Raw genomic sequence first — 17212 nt, forward strand, 5'->3', positions numbered from 1 at the left:
TCCGTTCCTCTACGGTCTGGGGGACACCGGGGCCACGACCGGCGGCACCGGGGCGACTACCGGCTGGTTGTTCTCCTTGAGCGAGCGCTGGTCCTTCAGCATCTGCTCCTTGATCATCAGGTCGATGTCGATGGGGGTGTCGTGCTTCACCGCATCGCCGAAGTTGTTCTTCTCGCCCACCGAGACCTCAGCCATGTCGCGGGCGTCCTTGATGATGCGCGGGGTGAGCATGATGAGGAGGTTGGTCTTGTCGCGGGTGGTGCTCTTGGTCTTGAAGAGCCAGCCAAGCCCCGGGATATCACCCAAAAGCGGGATCTTGCTCTCGGTCACCTGGTCCTTGTCCTGGATGAGGCCGCCGATCACCACGGTGTCGGTGTTCTTCACCACGACCGAGGTCTTCGCGGAACGCTTGGTGGTCCCCAGGTTCTGGCTGGTGGCGGTGCCGAAATCCTTCACCGCGGAGATCTCCTGGTAGATGTCCAGCTTGACGTAGTCCCCCTCGCTGATCTGGGGCTTGATCTTCAGGATGATACCGGTGTCTTTCCGTTCGATGGACTGCTGCGAAAGGCCGGTGGAGGTCAGGTTGGTCCCCGAGAGGAACGGGACGTTCTCACCCACGAAGATCTCGGCCTCCTTGTTGTCGCTGGTCATCACGTTGGGGGTGGAGAGCACGTTCACCGCACCGTTGGTCTGCAGCGCCTGGAGCGCCACCGCGAAGTTGGCCGGGCTCTTGAAGACGCCGAGGTCCGGGGTGATGCCTGCCGAGGTCAGGGTGGCCAGGGAGGTGGCCAGCGACGTGGTGGCCCCCATCGGGTCGTAGGTCGCGCCGGCCGAGACCGAGCCGGTGCTGGCACCGCCCAGGAAGGCCCACTGTACGCCGAGCTGTTTCGCCTTGGTGAGCGAGACCTCGGCGATCATCGCCTGCACGAAGACCTGACGGCTTCTGCGGTCCAGTTTCTGGATCACGCCCAGGATGTTCTGGTAGTCGTTCGGGGAGGCGAGGATCACCAGCGAGTTGGTCGCCTTGTCCGGGGTGATGCTCACCTTGCCGCCTTCGAAGAGGGCCATCTGCGGTGCGGCGGCCGCTGCGGCCGGCGCGGCACCGGCGGTTGCCGACCCCTTGATGAGCCCGTCCAGCACCTTGCCGACCTCGGTCGCCTCGGCGTTTTCCAGGTAGTACACGTTCACCTTGCTGCTGGTGGTGGGGGGGACCACGTCGATCATGGCCACGAACTTCTTCACGTCGGCCTTGTCGCGCTCGCTGCCGAAGACGATGAGCGCGTTCAGGCGGGTATCGGCGACCACCGTGGCGCTCGCGCCGCCGCCGGCCACGCTGGCCGCCCCGGGAGCCCCCGCAGGTTTGGCGGCCGTCCCCTTGCCACCCAGCCAGTCCCTGACCATGGTGGCCACGGACTCGGCGCCGGCGTTTTTCAAAAAGACCAACTCGGCGCCTTCACGCGGCTGGTCGCTGTCGATGTACTTGAGAATGCCGAGGATCTTCTGCATGTTGAACGCCGAGTCCACCACCATGATCATGTTGGCGGCGCCGAAGGCGGAGATCTGGCCGTCCTTGGAGACCAGCGGCTGCAGGAAGGTCACCGCGTCCTGGGGGGCGATGTGGGAGAGCGGGATCACGCGCGCCTGGTAGGTGTCGTTGACGACGCTCTTCTCGCCGTCGGTGAAGACCCGCATGCCGGACTGCTTGGCGGCTGCCGTCGGGATGATCTTCATCACCTTGCCTGCCGGCACCACGGTGAAGCCCTTCAGCTCCAAAACCGAGGTGAAGACGTTGTAGGCCTCCTCGTTGGAGAGCTTGGCCGGGGAGAAGACCGAGATCTTGCCTTTGACCCGGTCGTCCATGATGAAGTTCTTCCCGGTCAGGTCGCTTATGAACTTGACCATGGTGGCGATGTCCACGTCGGTGAAGTTCAGCACCACCCCCTTGGCCTGGGCCAGGTTGGGCGCCATGATCAGGAACATGAACAGGGTCAGGATGCGCGCGAATCGAGATTTCAAGTAAAACCCCCCGAAAGACAGGTTAAGGTTGAGGTTTGGGTTGAGATAAATCAGGTAGCCGGGCAAACAGGCCGAGGCGAGGTGCAACCTCAGCCTGCCTCACCTGATGTCGTAGTTAAAGGTCGTAGGCTGGCCGTCGCGGATCATGTCGAGCTTGATCCGGCTCTGCCCCTTCAGGGAGGCGAAGGACTGGATCGCCTTCTCCGGGGAGTCGATGGGGAAGTCGTTCATCCGCAACAGGACGTCGCCGTTTCGGATGCCGATGGTGCCGAAGATCCCCTGCGGCTTCACCTCGGAGGCGCGGAACCCTTCCACCTTGCCGTCTTTCATGCTCGGCAAGAGCCGGGCGTCGGTCATGGCCTGGCCGATGTTGTCCAGGGCCGCGTTCAGGGCGCGCTGGTCGATGATGAAGTTGCCGCCGCCGGTCGAGGACACCCCGCTGGCCGGCGCCGCTGTTGCCGGTGCCGGCTGTGCGGCGCTCGCCTCGGCTACCGCGTTCGGGGTGAGGATCTTGACCCGCTTCCCGTTCACCTGGATCTCGGCTACGTCCTTTTTCACGGAAACCAGCGGACCGGCCGAGAAGACGGTCTCGCCCAGGCGGAAAACCCGCTCCTCGTGGCTCGAGGTCTTCTGCACCAGCGCGAAGGTTTCCCTAAAGGAGCCGACCGCGGTGCCGAGAAGGATCAGGTCGCCCACCGAGGCGGCCGGCGGCGCGGCTTGGGCCCCCGGCTGTTGGGCCGGCGCCTGCGCGATCGGGGTCAGCTTCCCCTGGGTCGCCTTGCCGAAGAGCCCCAGCTCGAGGATCGGCGCAAAGCTCTGCAGGTCCTCGGCGACCGGGGCGGGTGCGCTCGGGGCGGCACTGTTTTGTGCGCTGCGCGGGTAGAGTGAGGAGATCTTGAAGCTCACCAGGTCGGCGGCGATCAGGGCCAGGGCACCGATCGCCAGTACGCCGAGAACTATGTTTGTGGGGAGTATCCACCGCGGCATGAAGTAGCCCTTTTGTTGAGGTCGCTGAAACTGTCTGAATATATTAGATGGCCGGTAGTTATGCAACTGAAAATCCGGGTTCCGGCACCCTGTGTGCCGCAGAAAGGCCCGCCGCGGCAAGACACCCCGGGGCTCCCGCAGTACCCCTGAATCCGCCACCCCCCGCCACAGACAAACCCCTGCAGCAGCAAAAGCCATGCCGTTCCTGTAACTTGGCGCCCCCCTCTGACCGTTGCTGCGCCCCGAAAACTCCTGCCCATGAGACGGACGGTCACCTGCTTTCTCATGGGGTTGTCTCGTTGGCAGCCCGGCAGTCAGGCAGGCAATAACGTCCCGCCTGCGCTGCCAGGTGTTGCCAACGTTCCTGGCCTCGGTGCCCCGGGGCGTGCCGCTGCGTCGGAAGATGTCTCTCATGAGGCGGTGCGCTCCTGTCGGGAATTTTGACAGGCGTTAGGTATTTGACACCGTAACGTCGTCATATTGGACACCTTGGGGTCGACGTGGTACACTCGGCCATCCTTTTAATCTCCAAAGACGGAGCCTGTAATGAAGCCGATAGTGCTGACCGCTTCCACCGATATGGAGCTTGCCCTCCTGGTTGAGCAGTTGGGGGGTGCCCCGCTGGCCGGGTTGGGACACCTCAAGGCGTGGCGGGCCGCGGCCCCCTCGGGGGCGGGTGAGGTCATCCTGGCGGTTACCGGCATCGGCAAGGTGAATGCGGCCTGCGCCGCCACGCTGGTGGTCGAGCGCTGCGCGCCGCGGCTGTTGATCAATACCGGTTGCGGCGGCGCCATGGCCGGCAGCGGCCTTGTCGTGGGCGACCTCGCGGTAGCCAGTGCGGAGTGCTTTCCCGAGGAGGGGGTGCAGACCCCCCAGGGGTGGCGGGGACTCGACCTCATCGGCATACCGGCAGCGGTCAGGGGAGACGCGCGCATCTTCAACGAGGTCCCGCTCGCAGCAGGGGCGGCGCACCAGGCGCTGGAGCTTGCCCGGCGGGAGGGATACCGGGTCGCCCTGGGCCCTTTCCACACCGTCTCTACCTGCAGCGGCACCGCCGAGCACGGTACTGAACTAGCCAGACGCTATCCCGGTATCTGCGAGAACATGGAGGGGGCCGCACTGGCACAGGTCGCCTTCATCTACGACATACCGTTTCTCGAAGTACGTGGCATAAGCAACCTCGTGGAAGACCGCGACCTCTCCCGCTGGAACCTGAAGCTTGCCGTTACCGAAGTACAAAAGTTTCTGATAAAGTTTCTTCAATTTTACAGTTCCTCTTCCTGATATTCGTGATATCATAACTGTTTTAGAAGATCGCCGATTCAGTGACGGTGGGTGCCGACAGCAGCCGATACGGGACCAGGTTCCGGACGATCGAAATTTTCAACGGACTGATACATGACGACAGCTACTGCACCGCAGACCGAGACCGAGGCAAAGCCGGTTCTCAGTGAGCTTTCCCTCGGATTTTCTCCCTGCCCCAACGATACGTTCATCTTTAACGCCCTGGTGCACGGACTGGTTCCCTCTCCGGGACTGGGCTTCACCCCCCGGTTGGAAGACGTGGAGACCCTGAACCGCCTGGTGCTGGCGGGAGCGCTCGACGTCTCCAAGATCTCCTACCACCTTTTGGGGCACGTCCTCGAGGACTACCTGCTGCTGCGCTCCGGGGGGGCGCTGGGGCGCGGCTGCGGCCCCTTGCTGGTCGCGCGCACCCAGCTCGACCCGGCCCGGCTCAAGGACCGGCCGATCGCACTGCCGGGGGAGTACACCACGGCGGCCTTGCTGTTGAGGCTCTTCGACCCGTCCCTGGAGAACCTGGTCTATCTCCCCTTCGAGAAGATCATGCCGGCGGTGGCGGACGGTTCCGTGGCGGCCGGGGTGATCATCCACGAGTCCCGCTTCACCTACCAGGGGCTCGGTCTCACCAAGCTGGTGGACCTCGGGCAGTGGTGGGAGGAGAGCACCGGCCAGCCGATTCCCCTGGGGGGGATCGTGGCCAGGCGCTCGCTGGGGCGCGAGGTGCTGCTCGCCCTCGAGGAGGCACTCACCGCGAGCGTGCGTCACGCCTTCGCCAACCCGGGTGCGGCACGCGGCTACATCCGTGCCCACTCGCAGGAGATGAGCGACGCGGTCTGCGATGCCCACATCTCGCTCTACGTCAACGACTTTTCCGTGAACCTCGGGGCCGAGGGAGAGACGGCGGTACGCGTGCTCCTGGAGCGGGCGGCCCAGGCCGGCATCATGAAACCCGGCAGCCGGCCGCTCTTTATTTCCTGATCCAGCCTGATATGCATCAAGTTCTGGTGAGTTTTGCCGAAGAGGGCGCAGGTGCTGTTTGTCAGTTCTGGAGGTCGTACCTCGATGCCGAAACCGGCCACCCTTAAAAAGCTGATCGCGTGTGCCATCGGGTTCTTCGCCCTGTTCTGGGTGGGAGACGCCCTGATGGACGCGGCGTTCTTCGCCCAGGGAAGCTTCCTCAACGAGCTGTTCATCGAGGAGCCGCGTGAAATCTGGATGCGCTCCTTCAGCTCGCTGGTCCTGGCGGCGCTGTTCCTGGTGATCACCCTGTACGCCGAAGGGCGGCGCAGCGTGGAAAAATCCCTGCGCCAGTCCGACGAACTCTCCCGCATCTTCTTCGAATCCGCCAACGATGCCATCTGCGTGGTTGACACGGAAAGCCTCAGCATCACCGGCGCGAACCAGGTCTTTGCCGCAAGCTACGGGCCGCAGTCCGGCGGGGTCATAGGGTGCAGCTTTTCCGAGCTGATCCAGGCCCGCCGCGCCCCCGAGGATGTCTTGAGCCTTCTGGCGCAGTGCGTGGCGAGCGGCGCCGCGACCTCGACGGAGGTGAGCTACCGCGGGGTGGACGGTGAGGTCGTCTTCGAGGAGGTCTCCTTCCATCCGATCGTCGATCCCCAGATCGGCGTGGACCGGGTGCTCTACCTGGCGCGGGACGTCTCCGCGACCCGGCGCCAGGCCACCCTGCTCAAGGAATCCGAACAGCGCTACCGCGCCATCTTCGAGAACACCGGTTCCGCCATGGCCATCACCCTCCCCGACGGGATCTTCCAGGAGGTGAACCGCGGTTTCGAGATCCTCACCGGCTACACCCGGGAAGAGCTCGAGGGGCGCATGCGCTGGACCGATTTTCTCACCGAGGAAAACCGCGAGGAGATGCTGCGCCAGCGGACGCTGCGCTGGTCCGGGACCGGGGTGCGCCAGAGCTGCTTCGAGCTGCGCATCAAGAACCGTCACGGCGAGCTGATCCCGGTGGTGGGGAACTGGGCTGCCATTGCCGATTCACGTGAGACCATCATCTCCCTGGTGGACATAACGGCGCAGAAACGGGTGGAAGACGCCCTCAGGCAGAGCCGCACCACCCTGGCGCTCGCCCAGCGTATCGCCAGCCTGGGGAACTGGGAGTGGGACGTGGTCTCCGACGTTTTGAGCTGGTCCGAGGAGGTCTACCGCATCTACGGGGTAGATCCGGCCATCACCCCGACCCACGACGCGGTGCTGCGCGCGGTGCACCCGGATGACCGGGAGCAGTTCATCAAGGCGGTGAACGACTCCCTGTACAACAAGAAGCCCTACGGCATCGACTACCGGATCGTGCTCCCCGGCGGCGCGGTGCGCAGCCTCTCCTCCCGGGCCGAGGTGACCTACGACGCACAGGGCAAGCCGTTGCGCATGGTGGGGACCACCCAGGACATCACCTGGCGCATCGAGGCCGAACAGGCCCTCCGCAACTCCGAGGAGAAGTTCTCCAAGGCCTTCCATGCCAGCCCCGACTCCATCGTGATCACCCGCGCCGAAGACGGTACCTACATCGACGTCAACGAGGCCTTCCAGGAGATGACCGGCTACACCCGTGACGAGGTGGTGGGGCACAGCTCGGTGGAGCTCAAACTCTGGGCCGATCCGGAATCCCGGATGGTGATGCTCAGGCTTTTGAACCAGTACGGCCATGTGCGCAACCTCGACGTGCGCTTCCGGGTCAAGTCCGGCGAGATCCGCGAGCTGCTCTGGTCCGCCGACGTCATCGAGTACCAGGGAGAAGCCTGCCTGATCGCCATCTCCCGGGACGTCACCGACCAGCGCCAGTTGGAAAAGGAGCTCCTGGAGAGCGACGCCAAGCTCTACATGAAGCACGAGGAGCTCAAGAACCTGTTCCACCAGATGGAAGGGATCCGTCGCGAGTGGGAGGAGACCATGGACTGCATCAGCGACATGTTCATCCTCGCCGACCAGTGGGGGCGCATCCGGCGCTTCAACCGTGCCGTGGAGACCTTCACCGGCAAGGCACACCGCGATATCGTGGGACGCGAGTGCCTCTCGTTCCTCGACGAGTCGGGGCTCAAGGAGCATCTGGACGCCCAGGGGACCGAGCTTTTCCACCAGAGCAGCGGCAGGTGGCTGGTGCTCAACCGCTACGCCTTCCCGACTGCCGAGGTGGACGGCTCCACCCGGGAGGTCGTCATCATCACCGACACCACCAACGTCAGGCGCCGCGAGCCGCGGCTGGTCCAGGGGAAGTCCTCCCCGCTGCACAAGGTGCACAATAAACCCACGTAAAACCGGGCACTTGCGGCGCTAAAGCCGTATTCTTCCTTGACTTGGCAGGTGATAAGTGGTATAGGAATGCCTCGCCCAACAAAGGAGGTGCGCATGGCATCACTCGAGTGGAGCGGCAAGCTGGCGCGTATCGGCGCCATCTGCTTGATGCTCCTCACGGTCCACACGCTTCCCCTGCTGGCAGCAGAAAAGACAGTAGAACATGCAGTAGAAACGCCGGTAGCGGCAACGAACGTAGTACCGGAGCAGAAGCCTTCGCTGGTCAAGAGACTGGTAGGCATCGCTTCATACTACGCGAAGAAGTTCCACGGAAGGAGGACCACTTCCGGAGAACGGTACCAGCCCGAAGGGATGACAGCGGCTCACCACAGTCTCCCCCTGGGCACCAAGGTTCTGGTCAGGAACCTGGCCAACGACAAGGAAGTGACGGTTGTGGTAAACGACCGTTGCGCCAAGAAAAGCACCCCGTTCATCGATCTATCGCGGGCTGCGGCAAGAAAGTTGGGGTTCCTTGGCGCGGGCAAGGCGAAAGTTGCCATCATCCCGCTGACCGAAGAGGAATCCTAGGCAAGCAGCACTACACAATCTGGGCGAACAGAAGGAAAAAGGCCGGGACAACCTCCCGGCCTTTTTTTGTGCGCAGCGCGTTTCGGCAGATCGGGTCACCTGGGGCCCCCCCTGCGGGAGCGGGCCAAGGTGAGGGAGAAGGCGCCACATCACGGCCGAGGGCAGCTTCACCCACTCCCCGGCCCACCCGTCAAGGGAGGGGAGATGCAGTCCCTGGGATTCCAATCAATCTGCAGGTCTGGTTGCCCATCTCGCAGCGTGAGCCCTTGAACCGCGGGCGGCGAGCTGTTACAGTTACTGGCATGTCCGAAACCGTACGCCGCCACTACGAGCTGTACCCCTATCCCCAGTATCCGCTTCTGGCCTCGGTCCGTCGCTGCGATACCTACGCGAGCAACCTTTCCGCAATCTGGTCCCGGTTCAACGGCGAGCTTCCCCACAAGGCCGCCCGGCGCATCCTCATAGCCGGCTGCGGCAGCTTCGCCCCCTATCCCTTCGGTCTCGCCAATCCCGCCACCGAGATAACCGCGCTGGATCTCTCGACCCGAAGCCTGGGCCGGGCCCGGCTGCACTGCCTGCTGCACGGCGTGCGGGGGGTGGAGTTCCGGGCCGGCGACCTGTGCGACCCGGCTACCCTCACCGGCGAATACGGGCTGATCGATGCCTACGGGGTGCTGCACCACCTGGCCGATCCGGCGGCGGGGCTGCGGGCGCTGGCTGCCCGGCTGGCACCCGGGGGGATCATGCGGGTGATGGTGTACAGCAGCTATACCCGTCGCGAGGAGGAGTCGATCCGCCGCGCCCTGCGCCTGCTCAAAATCCAGGATGTCGCGGGGGTCCGCTCGCTCATCGCCCGCTCGGCGCCGGAGTCGCGGCTGCGCCGCTTCTCGGACGCTTCCCACGAGGTGGCCCAGCGTAGCGGCCTCGCCGATGCCCTCTTGCACCCGCAGGTGCGCACCTACCGCATCGAGCCGTTCATGGACCTGGTGCAGCAGTCCTCGCTGGAACCGCTGCTCTTCGCGCATCGTCAGGCACTTCAGGATGTGCAGCAGGAAGTGGTGAGGATCAAGAGGATGGAACAGGGGAGGCGTTCTCCGGGGAACTTCGTACTCTACCTGGGGCGGCGGACCAAGGGGGCCGCACCCGATGCGGACGAGGCGCGGCTGTTGTTGAACCCCTGCCTGGCCGGGGTGGTGGGACCGTTCAGTTTTGGCAGCGTGCAGTGCTCGCCCAGGCTGGGCCGGGAGAACCCGGTGCTCGACGGAGCCGCCCGCCGTTTTCTCTCCCGTTTCCGCAGGCCGGTGCGCGCCGGCGATCTCTCGGCATCGGAGCGCAAGCTGGCGGGGGAGTTCTGCGAGGCCCTGTTCTTGTTGCGGTTGAGGCCGGACGCGCCGCTCCCCTGAGCCCTGCCCGATTTTCTATTCGACCACTACCGTCACCTCGAAGCTCTGCGCCGGCGCTTGATCCTTCTCGAAACTGCGCCGGTAGACGAACCTGAGCGGCACACGACCTCCCTGCCGGGCGAGGAAGGTGAACCGGTACGAGCCTCCTCCGCCGACCAGATCGCCGGCCGGGGTATAGTGCGGGTCCTCCTGCGGCGTCAGCACCGGTTCGGCACCCGGGAGCTGTTCCCACCGGTAACCGGTGGCCGGATTTCCCGGCAGCGAGAGGACGAGCAGCTGCCCCTGCCGCAGCCGCACCGTCGATCCCGCGGCACCCTGGTCGATGGCCACCCTGCCCCCGCCTCCACCGCCCCCGGCGATACAGGATAGGGTCAGCACCGCCAGTACCAGCGACTGCAGACTTCCCCTCATCATCGCCCACCCCCTTCCTGCCGCTCCTCCTGCTGCTCCCGTTCCAGTTGTTTCCCTGCCAGGTAGGCATGCAGTACCCCGACCAACCATGCGACCATGAGCACCAGCCAGGCAACCCGGATGGAGCGATCGGCAAAGCTGGCAGCTTGGGCTGCCCGTGCTACGGCGAACAGGTCGACCGCACCCCCCTCCGCCTCAGCCTGTTCCACCATGCGGTATGCCCGGTCCGTGAGCTTCGCAGAGATAACCGCAAGTGCGGCGAGCGTCGTCAGCAGGAGCACGGTACCCGAGAGGCGCCGTTTCAGCCAGAGTTGGCCAAGACCCGGGAAGACCAGCGCGGAGAGCAAGGCTCCCTTCAGAGACTTCTTCATGTGAACCTCCCGAGACCCGTTGCCGGGTCAGGCGGGATGCCGGGGGGCATCCTGCTGGCGAGGGACGTTTTATTTACATTTGTTGCTCGAAATTAAATGTGTAGAATCTAATGTAGCGAAGGGGGGGCGGGCGTCAACACGCGAGCTTATCAGAATCGCGCCGCACAAACGCCATTACCAATACATGAGCTACAACGAACCGGAGGTGGGGACATGTTCAGAGTCGGCAGGAAACTTTCCATGGCGCGCTTGATGGTGGAACTGGTCGAGGAGATCGTCATGCTGCTTTTCATTGAAGTACGGCGGGGCGTCCTGGAGATCAAGCACAACATCAAGTCGGTCGAAAAGGGGGCCGTCATGGTGGTGCTGGGGGCAGGCCTGCTCTTCTTCGGGCTCATTACCTTTACCGGCACGGCGGTTGCGGTCCTCACCATCTGGCTCTCCACCTGGCTCTCGGCGCTCATCGTGGCGCTCGGGCTTACCTTTTTCGGGATTGCCTTCGTGTTCTCCGGCCTGTCGCACTTCAAGGAGTTCACCCTGGTGCCCAACGACACCCTGCACCGGGTGGAGAACATCTTCAAGGACTACAAAAAAGTAAGCGCCCAGCACCATGCCGAGGTTCAGACCCGGGCACGGGAAGGGCGCAGGGACCCGGAAGTGCAGCTTCGCAAACCGGGACAGGACCGTGCAGCGTAGCACTTAGAATTCGAAGAGCAACCCTCCGAGCACACTGGTGCCGCCTGCGTTGACCGAACCGCCATCGGTGGTGTCAGCGCGGGCGTTCAAATAGTTCCCCTCGACAAACAGGTAGGTGTGGTGGATGCCGAACTCCTTGTAGAGACTCTGCGAGGCGTCCCGCTCCAGGCCGTCCATCAGGACCTGGACCCCGCCACGCGCATGAAACCCGTTCACCGACCCCTTTACCGTTTCCCCGCCCGAGACGCGCTCGCGATAAAAGAGCCTGGTGTAGCCCCCCCCGATATAGGGAACCAACAGTTGGTCTTCGCTGAAAACAGCTCTGCCAACGATAAAGACATCGAGCGGCAGGAGCTCGTAGTCGACGCGTTGTGAAGACGGGGTCTGGTGCGCGACCAACTGCCCCTTTCCCGTTGCACTCAAGTACGTTGCGCCCACTCCCACTTCCACCATCCGGTGCAGCTTGTACGCGAGCGTACCACCGTACTGTCCTATGGCTCCGTCACCGTAAGAATTCGCTTTGGCAGGAAAGAAGGCGCCCCCCTTTAATTCGAAGGACCAGTGCGGGCGGTCCGGACGCTCTGCAGCCCCCTGTGCCAGGCCGGGCAGCAAGAGTAGCAGAAGGAGCGGCAGCAGGCGTGCGGTCTTGCAGGCCAAGGGGGTAATCTTGTTGCGCCGGCGCAAGGTGAAAAGCAGGGTCGCCAGCAGGATGAGGCTTGATTTGGCGAGGAAAGACCCTCCAGTTAACACCAGGGACATCACGATAAGCGGGAAAAGAACCGCGCGCACCGGCACCTTAAGCCAGGGGTGCACGTTGATGAAATGGGCTACGTACGGGCCATAGTGGTAGTACCAGGCGACGAAGGCACGCCCTGGCGCATTGGTCATCAGGTAGCGGTCCCGGAAGTCGCGGAGCGCCTGTACCTGCGGGGCGGAGTAGAAACCGAAGGCCGCGGTGGCGATGAAACACCCCTCGCTCTTTAAGCTCGGTGCAGGTGAGGTAGCTTCAGGGAAGTCACTGCGTTGGTTGGACATCGAACTCTGCACCACCTGCCCGATTCCTTGGCTCACCTCCGTCGAATAGGCACTTTCGTTACTGCTGGCAACACCGAAGTTTGCGGCAAGGTTCGTGTCGACGACGGCGGTAACTGCAGCAAAAACGGTGGTTTGGGTGACGGCGATTACGGAGACAAAGTAGGCTTGGCCGGTGCTGAGGTTCGGGATCAGGACAGAGGTCACACTTCCGCCGTTAACGGTGAGGAAGGTCGCGGGGAGCGTGGTATCGGTAAAGGCGCTGGTACTGTAATAGACCAGGTATCCGGTGGCGCCGGCTACCGCTCCCCAGGAGGCCTTGAGGACGGTGCTCGAAATTACCTCCAACGGCGCAAGTACCGGAGCCGCCGGGGTAGCCGGGATATCGAGGGGCAGATTCTGGATGCTGGCGGTGGTAGAGGTTACGGTCGATCCGGTTGCCGGGGTGGCGTTGGTAAAACCTGCATAGTTGCCGGAGGAAGGGCCGTAGTAGACGCGATACGCGGTGACTTGGCTGCCGGTACTCGCGTTCCAGGAAAGCACCACCGTTGACGGTGTGGCTTGCGGTACCGAGGCGGTGAGGCCGGTGACGGTAGGGACGGTCAGGTCGGCCTTGGGGCCGCCGTAGGCCCCCATGTCGGACACGCTGCTTCCGGGGTTCACGTACAGCGTGTTTCCGGTGCCGATGCACGGCGAGCCTGACTGCAGGTGGAAGTCCTTGTTGGCAACGGTCGCGTTGTCAGGATCGACGAACTTGGGATCCGAGTTGGTGTGGCTCGTGTTGGGGATCGAGTTGAGGTCCAGCGTGACACCGGTGAAGGTGATTCCGCTTGGGTTGTAGTCGTTGTAGGTTATGTTGCTGGTTGCCGCGGAGGTGGCAATCGCCTTGTTGTTGGAGGCGAAGATGTTGTTGGTGATCACCAGATTCGTGTCGGTGCTGATGGCGATGTTGTTCTTGTAGAAGGTGTTGTTGATGATGCTGCTGGAGGGGGAGCTGCTCACCGTGATGGCGGTATTTCCGGTACCGGTCGTAAAGACGTTGTTGGTGATGCGGACCGCGGAGCTGCCGGAAATCGCGATCGCCGTACCGGTGGACAGGAAGGTGAAATTGCGGATCTCGGCTCCCGAAGCGATGCCGCTCACCGTGATCTGCGGATTGCCACCGGAGATGAAGGTACCGCCGGTCCGCTCGCCGTAGATGGAGATCGGGTCCTTCATGGTGATCGGACCGGCGTAAGCCGTGCTGCTCGCCAGGACCTTGATCTCGAAGGTGTCCGTCGAGCCGCCGACCCGAAGGTTGTGCACCGCTTCGATGGCCGCCTGGATGGTATTGAAGATGTTGGTGCCGGATCCGGTGTGCTGGACGGTCATGGTGGTCGTCACCGCGTGGGCGGTGGTCGTCAGGGTGAAAAGGAGCAGTAAGACAACCGAGATAACAGCAGAACATTTGACGTTCATTGATAGATCCTTTGAGGGCTGGTAGGTATGAAGGAGAAGCTGCTGAAAACGTGGTAACGTCAGCCTTTGCGTCCGACATACACCGAGATCGGTACGGTATAGAGCACCTTCCCGTCTTCGCGCCGGGCCCTGATGCCGATCTGGTTTTTATCGATGTCCCCCACGATCATCTCCCGCACCTTCGCCTCGTCCCCCTCCTTGGGAAACGAGGCCCGCATCTGTGCTTCCAGCTCGATGTCCACGCCGTAGCCGGTCTGCCGGCAGTCCGTGAGCCCGGAGTCGAGGAACAGGGCCGTGAACTCCTCGGTGGTGAGCGCGTGGGTGTGCGAGGGGTCACGCAAGATCTCCAGGCGGTCGTAGAGCTCCACGTGCTCCGGCGGCATGGCGACGTCGGCCACCAGCACCCGGCCGCCGGGGCGGCAGACGCGGATCATCTCGGCCAGGGCTTGCGCCGGGTCGAGCAGGTGGTGATAACTGTAGCGGGTGATGACCAGGGAAAAGCTGTCGTCGGGATAGGGGAGGGGGACCGCATCCCCCACCGCCCAGCTGACGTTCTCCAGCTTGAGTTCGCGCTGCCGCTTTTCGGCCTGCTCGACCATGGCCGGCGTGAGATCCATCCCGACGACCTCAGCCGCGTGCCGGGCAAACTCGCAGGCGACCAGGCCGGGACCGCAGGCGACGTCGAGCACCCGGTCGTCGGGCGAGACGCCGGAGAGCTCAACCAGGATCTGGATGGCGTCGAGGTGCCCCGGCACCTGGGTGAAGGGAACCGCCTGGCGGGAAAACTGGTCCACGATCCGGGCGCGGTGACGCTCCTGGCTTTGCTCGTTCATGTGACTCTCCCTTTCGGCCTGAGCCGCTGTGCAGCTCTACCGCGCCGGTTGCAGGACCGGGAAAAAGAAAAGCCGTCGTACATGGAAAACTCCAGATACCACGGCTTTTTGTAAGACTGCGACAAGCGCCTTATGAAGAGGATGCTGGCGAGGTTACTCTGCGGACTTCTTTTTCTTCTTCGACTTCTTGCTGGATTTCTTGGAGCTCCCCTCGGCGTCGGACTTCTTCCCTTTCTTGCCCTTCTTCCCCTTCTTGGCCGAGGACTTCTTGGACTTGGACTTGTGGTAGCTGCGCGGTTCCGGGGTGAGCTCGTCCTTGATGTTGCTCAGCAGGACGGTAGCTTCTTCCAGGTCGGGGTCGGCCTTCTTGGCGGCCTCCAGCGATTCCTTCGCCTCGGCTATGTTGCCGCTTTTCATCTGCACGCGCCCCATGGCGTTCAAGGCCTTGGCATGGTCCGGCTTGAGCTCCACCGCCTCCTTGTACTGGGCGATGGCCGCTTCGTACTCTTTCTGGAACTCGTAGACCAGGCCGAGCTTGTAGTGCGCGTTGGCGTCGCCCGGGGCGAGTTCCACCCCTTCCTTCAAAAGCTTCGCCAGGTCGTCATAGTTCTTGTTCTTGACGTAGATCGAGGTGAGCGCGGTGCGGGCGTCGGCGTCGTCCTTCTTCAGCCGGAGCACTTCCTGGTATTCCTTGGCCGCCTCGTCGTTCAGGTTGCGCTTTCTCTGCAGGTTGGCGAATTCCCGGTGCGCTTCAAGCGAATCCTTGTCCAGCTTGATGGCGGCGGCGTAGGCTTCGGCCGCGGAATTGACATCCTTGGTGTTCAGGTAGGCGCGGGCGAGTTTGAGCTGCAGCACCGGGTCGGCCGGGCGTTTCTTGATCAGCTCGCGGTACTGCTCCAGGGCCTGCGGGAAGCTGCCGCGCAGGGTGTAGATGTCGGCAAGCCGGCCGCGCGCCTCCTCGTTCTCCGGAGAGGAGGAGAGCACCTGGCGGTATTCCACCACCGCCTCGTCCAGAAGCGCCTTCTTCTCGTAGATGGTCCCGAGGTTGTAGTGGAGTTGGGCGTTGTCGGCCTTGTTACGCAGCGCCTCGCGGTAGTACCCCATGGCGTCGTCGTCGTGCCCGGTCTTCAGGAGAGCGTCGCCCAGGCGCTGCAGCACCACGGCGTCGTTGGGGTTCTCGGCGATGTGCAGGCGGTACTCGACGATGGCGTTGTCCAGGTCCTTCGCGGCCAGGTAGCGATCCGCCAGGGCCAGGTGGTCCACCTTGGGCTCGACGGGCGGGGTCGGCGCGATCCCTGCCAGTACCTGCTCGTAGTCGGCGCTCTTGGCGTCCCCCTTGCGGGTGAACCCTTCGGCGAGCAGCCGGTGGATCTCCTTGTTCCCCGGATCCCCGAGCGCCGCCTGCTTCAGTTCGCCCATCGCCTTGTCGGTCTCGCCGCGCGCCATGAGGAGCGATCCCAGCCCCAGGCGGGCCTGGGCGTTCCCCGGCTGCAGCACCAGCGTTCTGCGGAACTCGTCCTCGGCGCGCTGGCGCTGGTCGACCGAGAGGTAGGCGGTGGCCAGGTCGACGTGCAGTTCGGCATCCTCCGGAAACGCACTGAGCGCCTCGCGGAAGTGGTAGATGGCAAGAAGCGGCAACTTGCGGTCGGCGAAGAACCGGCCAAGCCCTGCGTGGTAGCGCGGGTCGTCCATCTTAAGCGCCGCGCTGATCTCGGCAGCCGCTTCCTCGCCCCCCCCTTTTTTCAGATGTAAAAGACCGAGGTTGCCGCGCGCCGGAAAGAAGTCGGGATCGATCCTCAGGGATTCCTGGTACTCGGTGATGGCCGCGTCGAGGCTGCCGCTGCGCTCGAACTGCACCCCTTTCAGGTAGTGCCCGGCGGCTCCGGAAGGGCAGAGCTCGATGACGCGGTTTTCGGTCTCCTTTTTTTTCAGATCGGTCGCCTTGGCGGGGAGTTCGAAGATGAGCTTCTTGGCTTTCTGGCAGCTGTCTCCGGTGGGAAACGGCCAGCTGAACCCGGTCGAGAACAACGTCACGACCAGGAGGGGGGCGAGCGCCGTGTATCTTTTCATGTATGTCCCTTTTGTTGGATGCTGATGACTGGGGCCCGAGAGGGGCGGGGCAGCTAAGTGCGCGGTACAGCTCGCTTACACCGCGCAGCGGCCGGGATTATACACATCCGGAGGGCCAAATTCAATTCTAAAGACAAAATCATGTGTCATTCAGGAGGCTTAGTTGCGGTTTCCCCGCTCCCCGCGCGCAGCCTTTGGTGAGGGGCGGATTACCTTGACTTTCATGATAAAGATGGTTAAATCAAGCTGACCGGCCAGAGGCTGCTACCGGTCTTTTTTTTGTCTTAGTGTTTAAGGACACTTCACATTTTGCCGAAACAACGAATGTGTCCCCACAAGAGGGCGTCATGGCGGTGATTCCGAAGGAACCGTTGGAGTGGCTGGGGCTGTTTCGCCAGCAGATGGATGAGATCTTTCGCTACCTGTCGACTCTCGAGGGACGCGAAGGGTACGCCGAACAAGAGATCTCGCCGCTGGTCGACATCTACGAGACCCCGACCTCTTTCGTGGTCGAGGTGGAGCTTCCTGGCTGCGAGACCAAGGACATCACCCTGAGCATCTGCTGTTCGACCCTGGTGGTCGAGGCCGTTGCACGGGACTCGGTTGCCGCCGGGGTCAACTACATCTGCCTGGAACGCGCTACCGGCCGCTTCTGCCGTGCGGTCGAAGTTCCCCCGAACGCGGACCTGGACCGGGTCAAGGCCCGCTACGAGCGCGGCCTCTTGACTGTGGAATTCCCACGGTCCAAAGACAAGAAGACACACATCCGGGAGATTACGATTGAGTAAGG

At 63.2% G+C, this 17212-nt stretch carries 14 protein-coding genes; 7 read left to right on the forward strand and 7 right to left on the reverse strand.

The genetic code is table 11. From position 1 onward, the window contains the following. Window positions 1-9: 9 nt before the first annotated feature. A complete protein-coding gene (gspD, locus tag H7688_RS14870; RefSeq protein WP_371873188.1) occupies window positions 10-2016 on the reverse strand; it encodes a type II secretion system secretin GspD in 2007 nt (668 codons plus the stop codon). Between the two features lie 99 nt (window positions 2017-2115). Then, window positions 2116-3003, reverse strand: coding sequence for a type II secretion system protein GspC (gspC, locus tag H7688_RS14875; RefSeq protein WP_183361969.1), 888 nt, complete (start codon window positions 3001-3003; stop codon window positions 2116-2118). A gap of 546 nt (window positions 3004-3549) precedes the next feature. On the opposite strand from gspC, the gene mqnB reads away from it, so the two are divergent. The 5 genes from mqnB to H7688_RS14900 all read left to right on the forward strand — a co-directional run bounded on the left by mqnB (window position 3550) and on the right by H7688_RS14900 (window position 9551). Continuing rightward, window positions 3550-4287, forward strand: a complete 738-nt coding sequence (gene mqnB, locus H7688_RS14880; RefSeq protein WP_183361970.1) for a futalosine hydrolase — start codon at window positions 3550-3552, stop codon at window positions 4285-4287. Window positions 4288-4401: 114 nt separating this feature from the next. Beyond that, window positions 4402-5283: a 1,4-dihydroxy-6-naphtoate synthase gene (locus tag H7688_RS14885; RefSeq protein WP_183361971.1), complete on the forward strand. Its 882-nt coding sequence runs from the start codon at window positions 4402-4404 to the stop codon at window positions 5281-5283. An 84-nt stretch (window positions 5284-5367) separates the two neighbouring features. Further along, on the forward strand, window positions 5368-7581 hold the full coding sequence (locus H7688_RS14890) for a PAS domain S-box protein (RefSeq protein WP_183361972.1): 2214 nt from the start codon (window positions 5368-5370) through the stop codon (window positions 7579-7581). A gap of 93 nt (window positions 7582-7674) precedes the next feature. Continuing rightward, a complete protein-coding gene (locus tag H7688_RS14895) occupies window positions 7675-8148 on the forward strand; it encodes a septal ring lytic transglycosylase RlpA family protein (RefSeq protein ID WP_183361973.1) in 474 nt (157 codons plus the stop codon). 302 nt (window positions 8149-8450) lie between these two features. Beyond that, on the forward strand, window positions 8451-9551 hold the full coding sequence (locus H7688_RS14900; RefSeq protein ID WP_183361974.1) for a class I SAM-dependent methyltransferase: 1101 nt from the start codon (window positions 8451-8453) through the stop codon (window positions 9549-9551). 15 nt (window positions 9552-9566) lie between these two features. Here H7688_RS14900 and H7688_RS14905 read toward each other — a convergent pair whose 3' ends face one another. Both H7688_RS14905 and H7688_RS14910 read right to left on the reverse strand, forming a co-directional pair. Next, window positions 9567-9965: a protease inhibitor I42 family protein gene (locus tag H7688_RS14905; RefSeq protein WP_183361975.1), complete on the reverse strand. Its 399-nt coding sequence runs from the start codon at window positions 9963-9965 to the stop codon at window positions 9567-9569. Next, on the reverse strand, window positions 9962-10333 hold the full coding sequence (locus H7688_RS14910; RefSeq protein WP_183361976.1) for a hypothetical protein: 372 nt from the start codon (window positions 10331-10333) through the stop codon (window positions 9962-9964). The genes H7688_RS14905 and H7688_RS14910 overlap by 4 nt, the downstream gene beginning before the upstream one ends. A gap of 213 nt (window positions 10334-10546) precedes the next feature. Between H7688_RS14910 and H7688_RS14915 the strand changes: the two genes are divergently transcribed. Further along, complete coding sequence (locus H7688_RS14915; RefSeq protein WP_183361977.1) at window positions 10547-11029, forward strand: phage holin family protein; 483 nt, start codon at window positions 10547-10549, stop codon at window positions 11027-11029. 3 nt (window positions 11030-11032) lie between these two features. On the opposite strand, the gene H7688_RS14920 is transcribed toward H7688_RS14915, so the two are convergent. The 3 genes from H7688_RS14920 to H7688_RS14930 all read right to left on the reverse strand — a co-directional run bounded on the left by H7688_RS14920 (window position 11033) and on the right by H7688_RS14930 (window position 16422). Beyond that, window positions 11033-13519 carry an MXAN_2562 family outer membrane beta-barrel protein gene (locus H7688_RS14920; protein ID WP_183361978.1) on the reverse strand — a complete coding sequence of 829 codons (2487 nt, stop codon included), beginning with the start codon at window positions 13517-13519 and terminating at the stop codon, window positions 11033-11035. A gap of 59 nt (window positions 13520-13578) precedes the next feature. Further along, window positions 13579-14352: a class I SAM-dependent methyltransferase gene (locus tag H7688_RS14925; RefSeq protein WP_183361979.1), complete on the reverse strand. Its 774-nt coding sequence runs from the start codon at window positions 14350-14352 to the stop codon at window positions 13579-13581. Window positions 14353-14505: 153 nt separating this feature from the next. Next, window positions 14506-16422, reverse strand: coding sequence for a tetratricopeptide repeat protein (locus H7688_RS14930; protein WP_183361980.1), 1917 nt, complete (start codon window positions 16420-16422; stop codon window positions 14506-14508). Window positions 16423-16769: 347 nt separating this feature from the next. On the opposite strand from H7688_RS14930, the gene H7688_RS14935 reads away from it, so the two are divergent. Beyond that, a complete protein-coding gene (locus H7688_RS14935; RefSeq protein WP_183361981.1) occupies window positions 16770-17210 on the forward strand; it encodes an Hsp20/alpha crystallin family protein in 441 nt (146 codons plus the stop codon). The last annotated feature ends 2 nt before the right edge of the window (window positions 17211-17212 follow it).

Source organism: Geomonas limicola, assembly GCF_014193675.1.
GTDB classification, from domain to species: domain Bacteria; phylum Desulfobacterota; class Desulfuromonadia; order Geobacterales; family Geobacteraceae; genus Geomonas; species Geomonas limicola.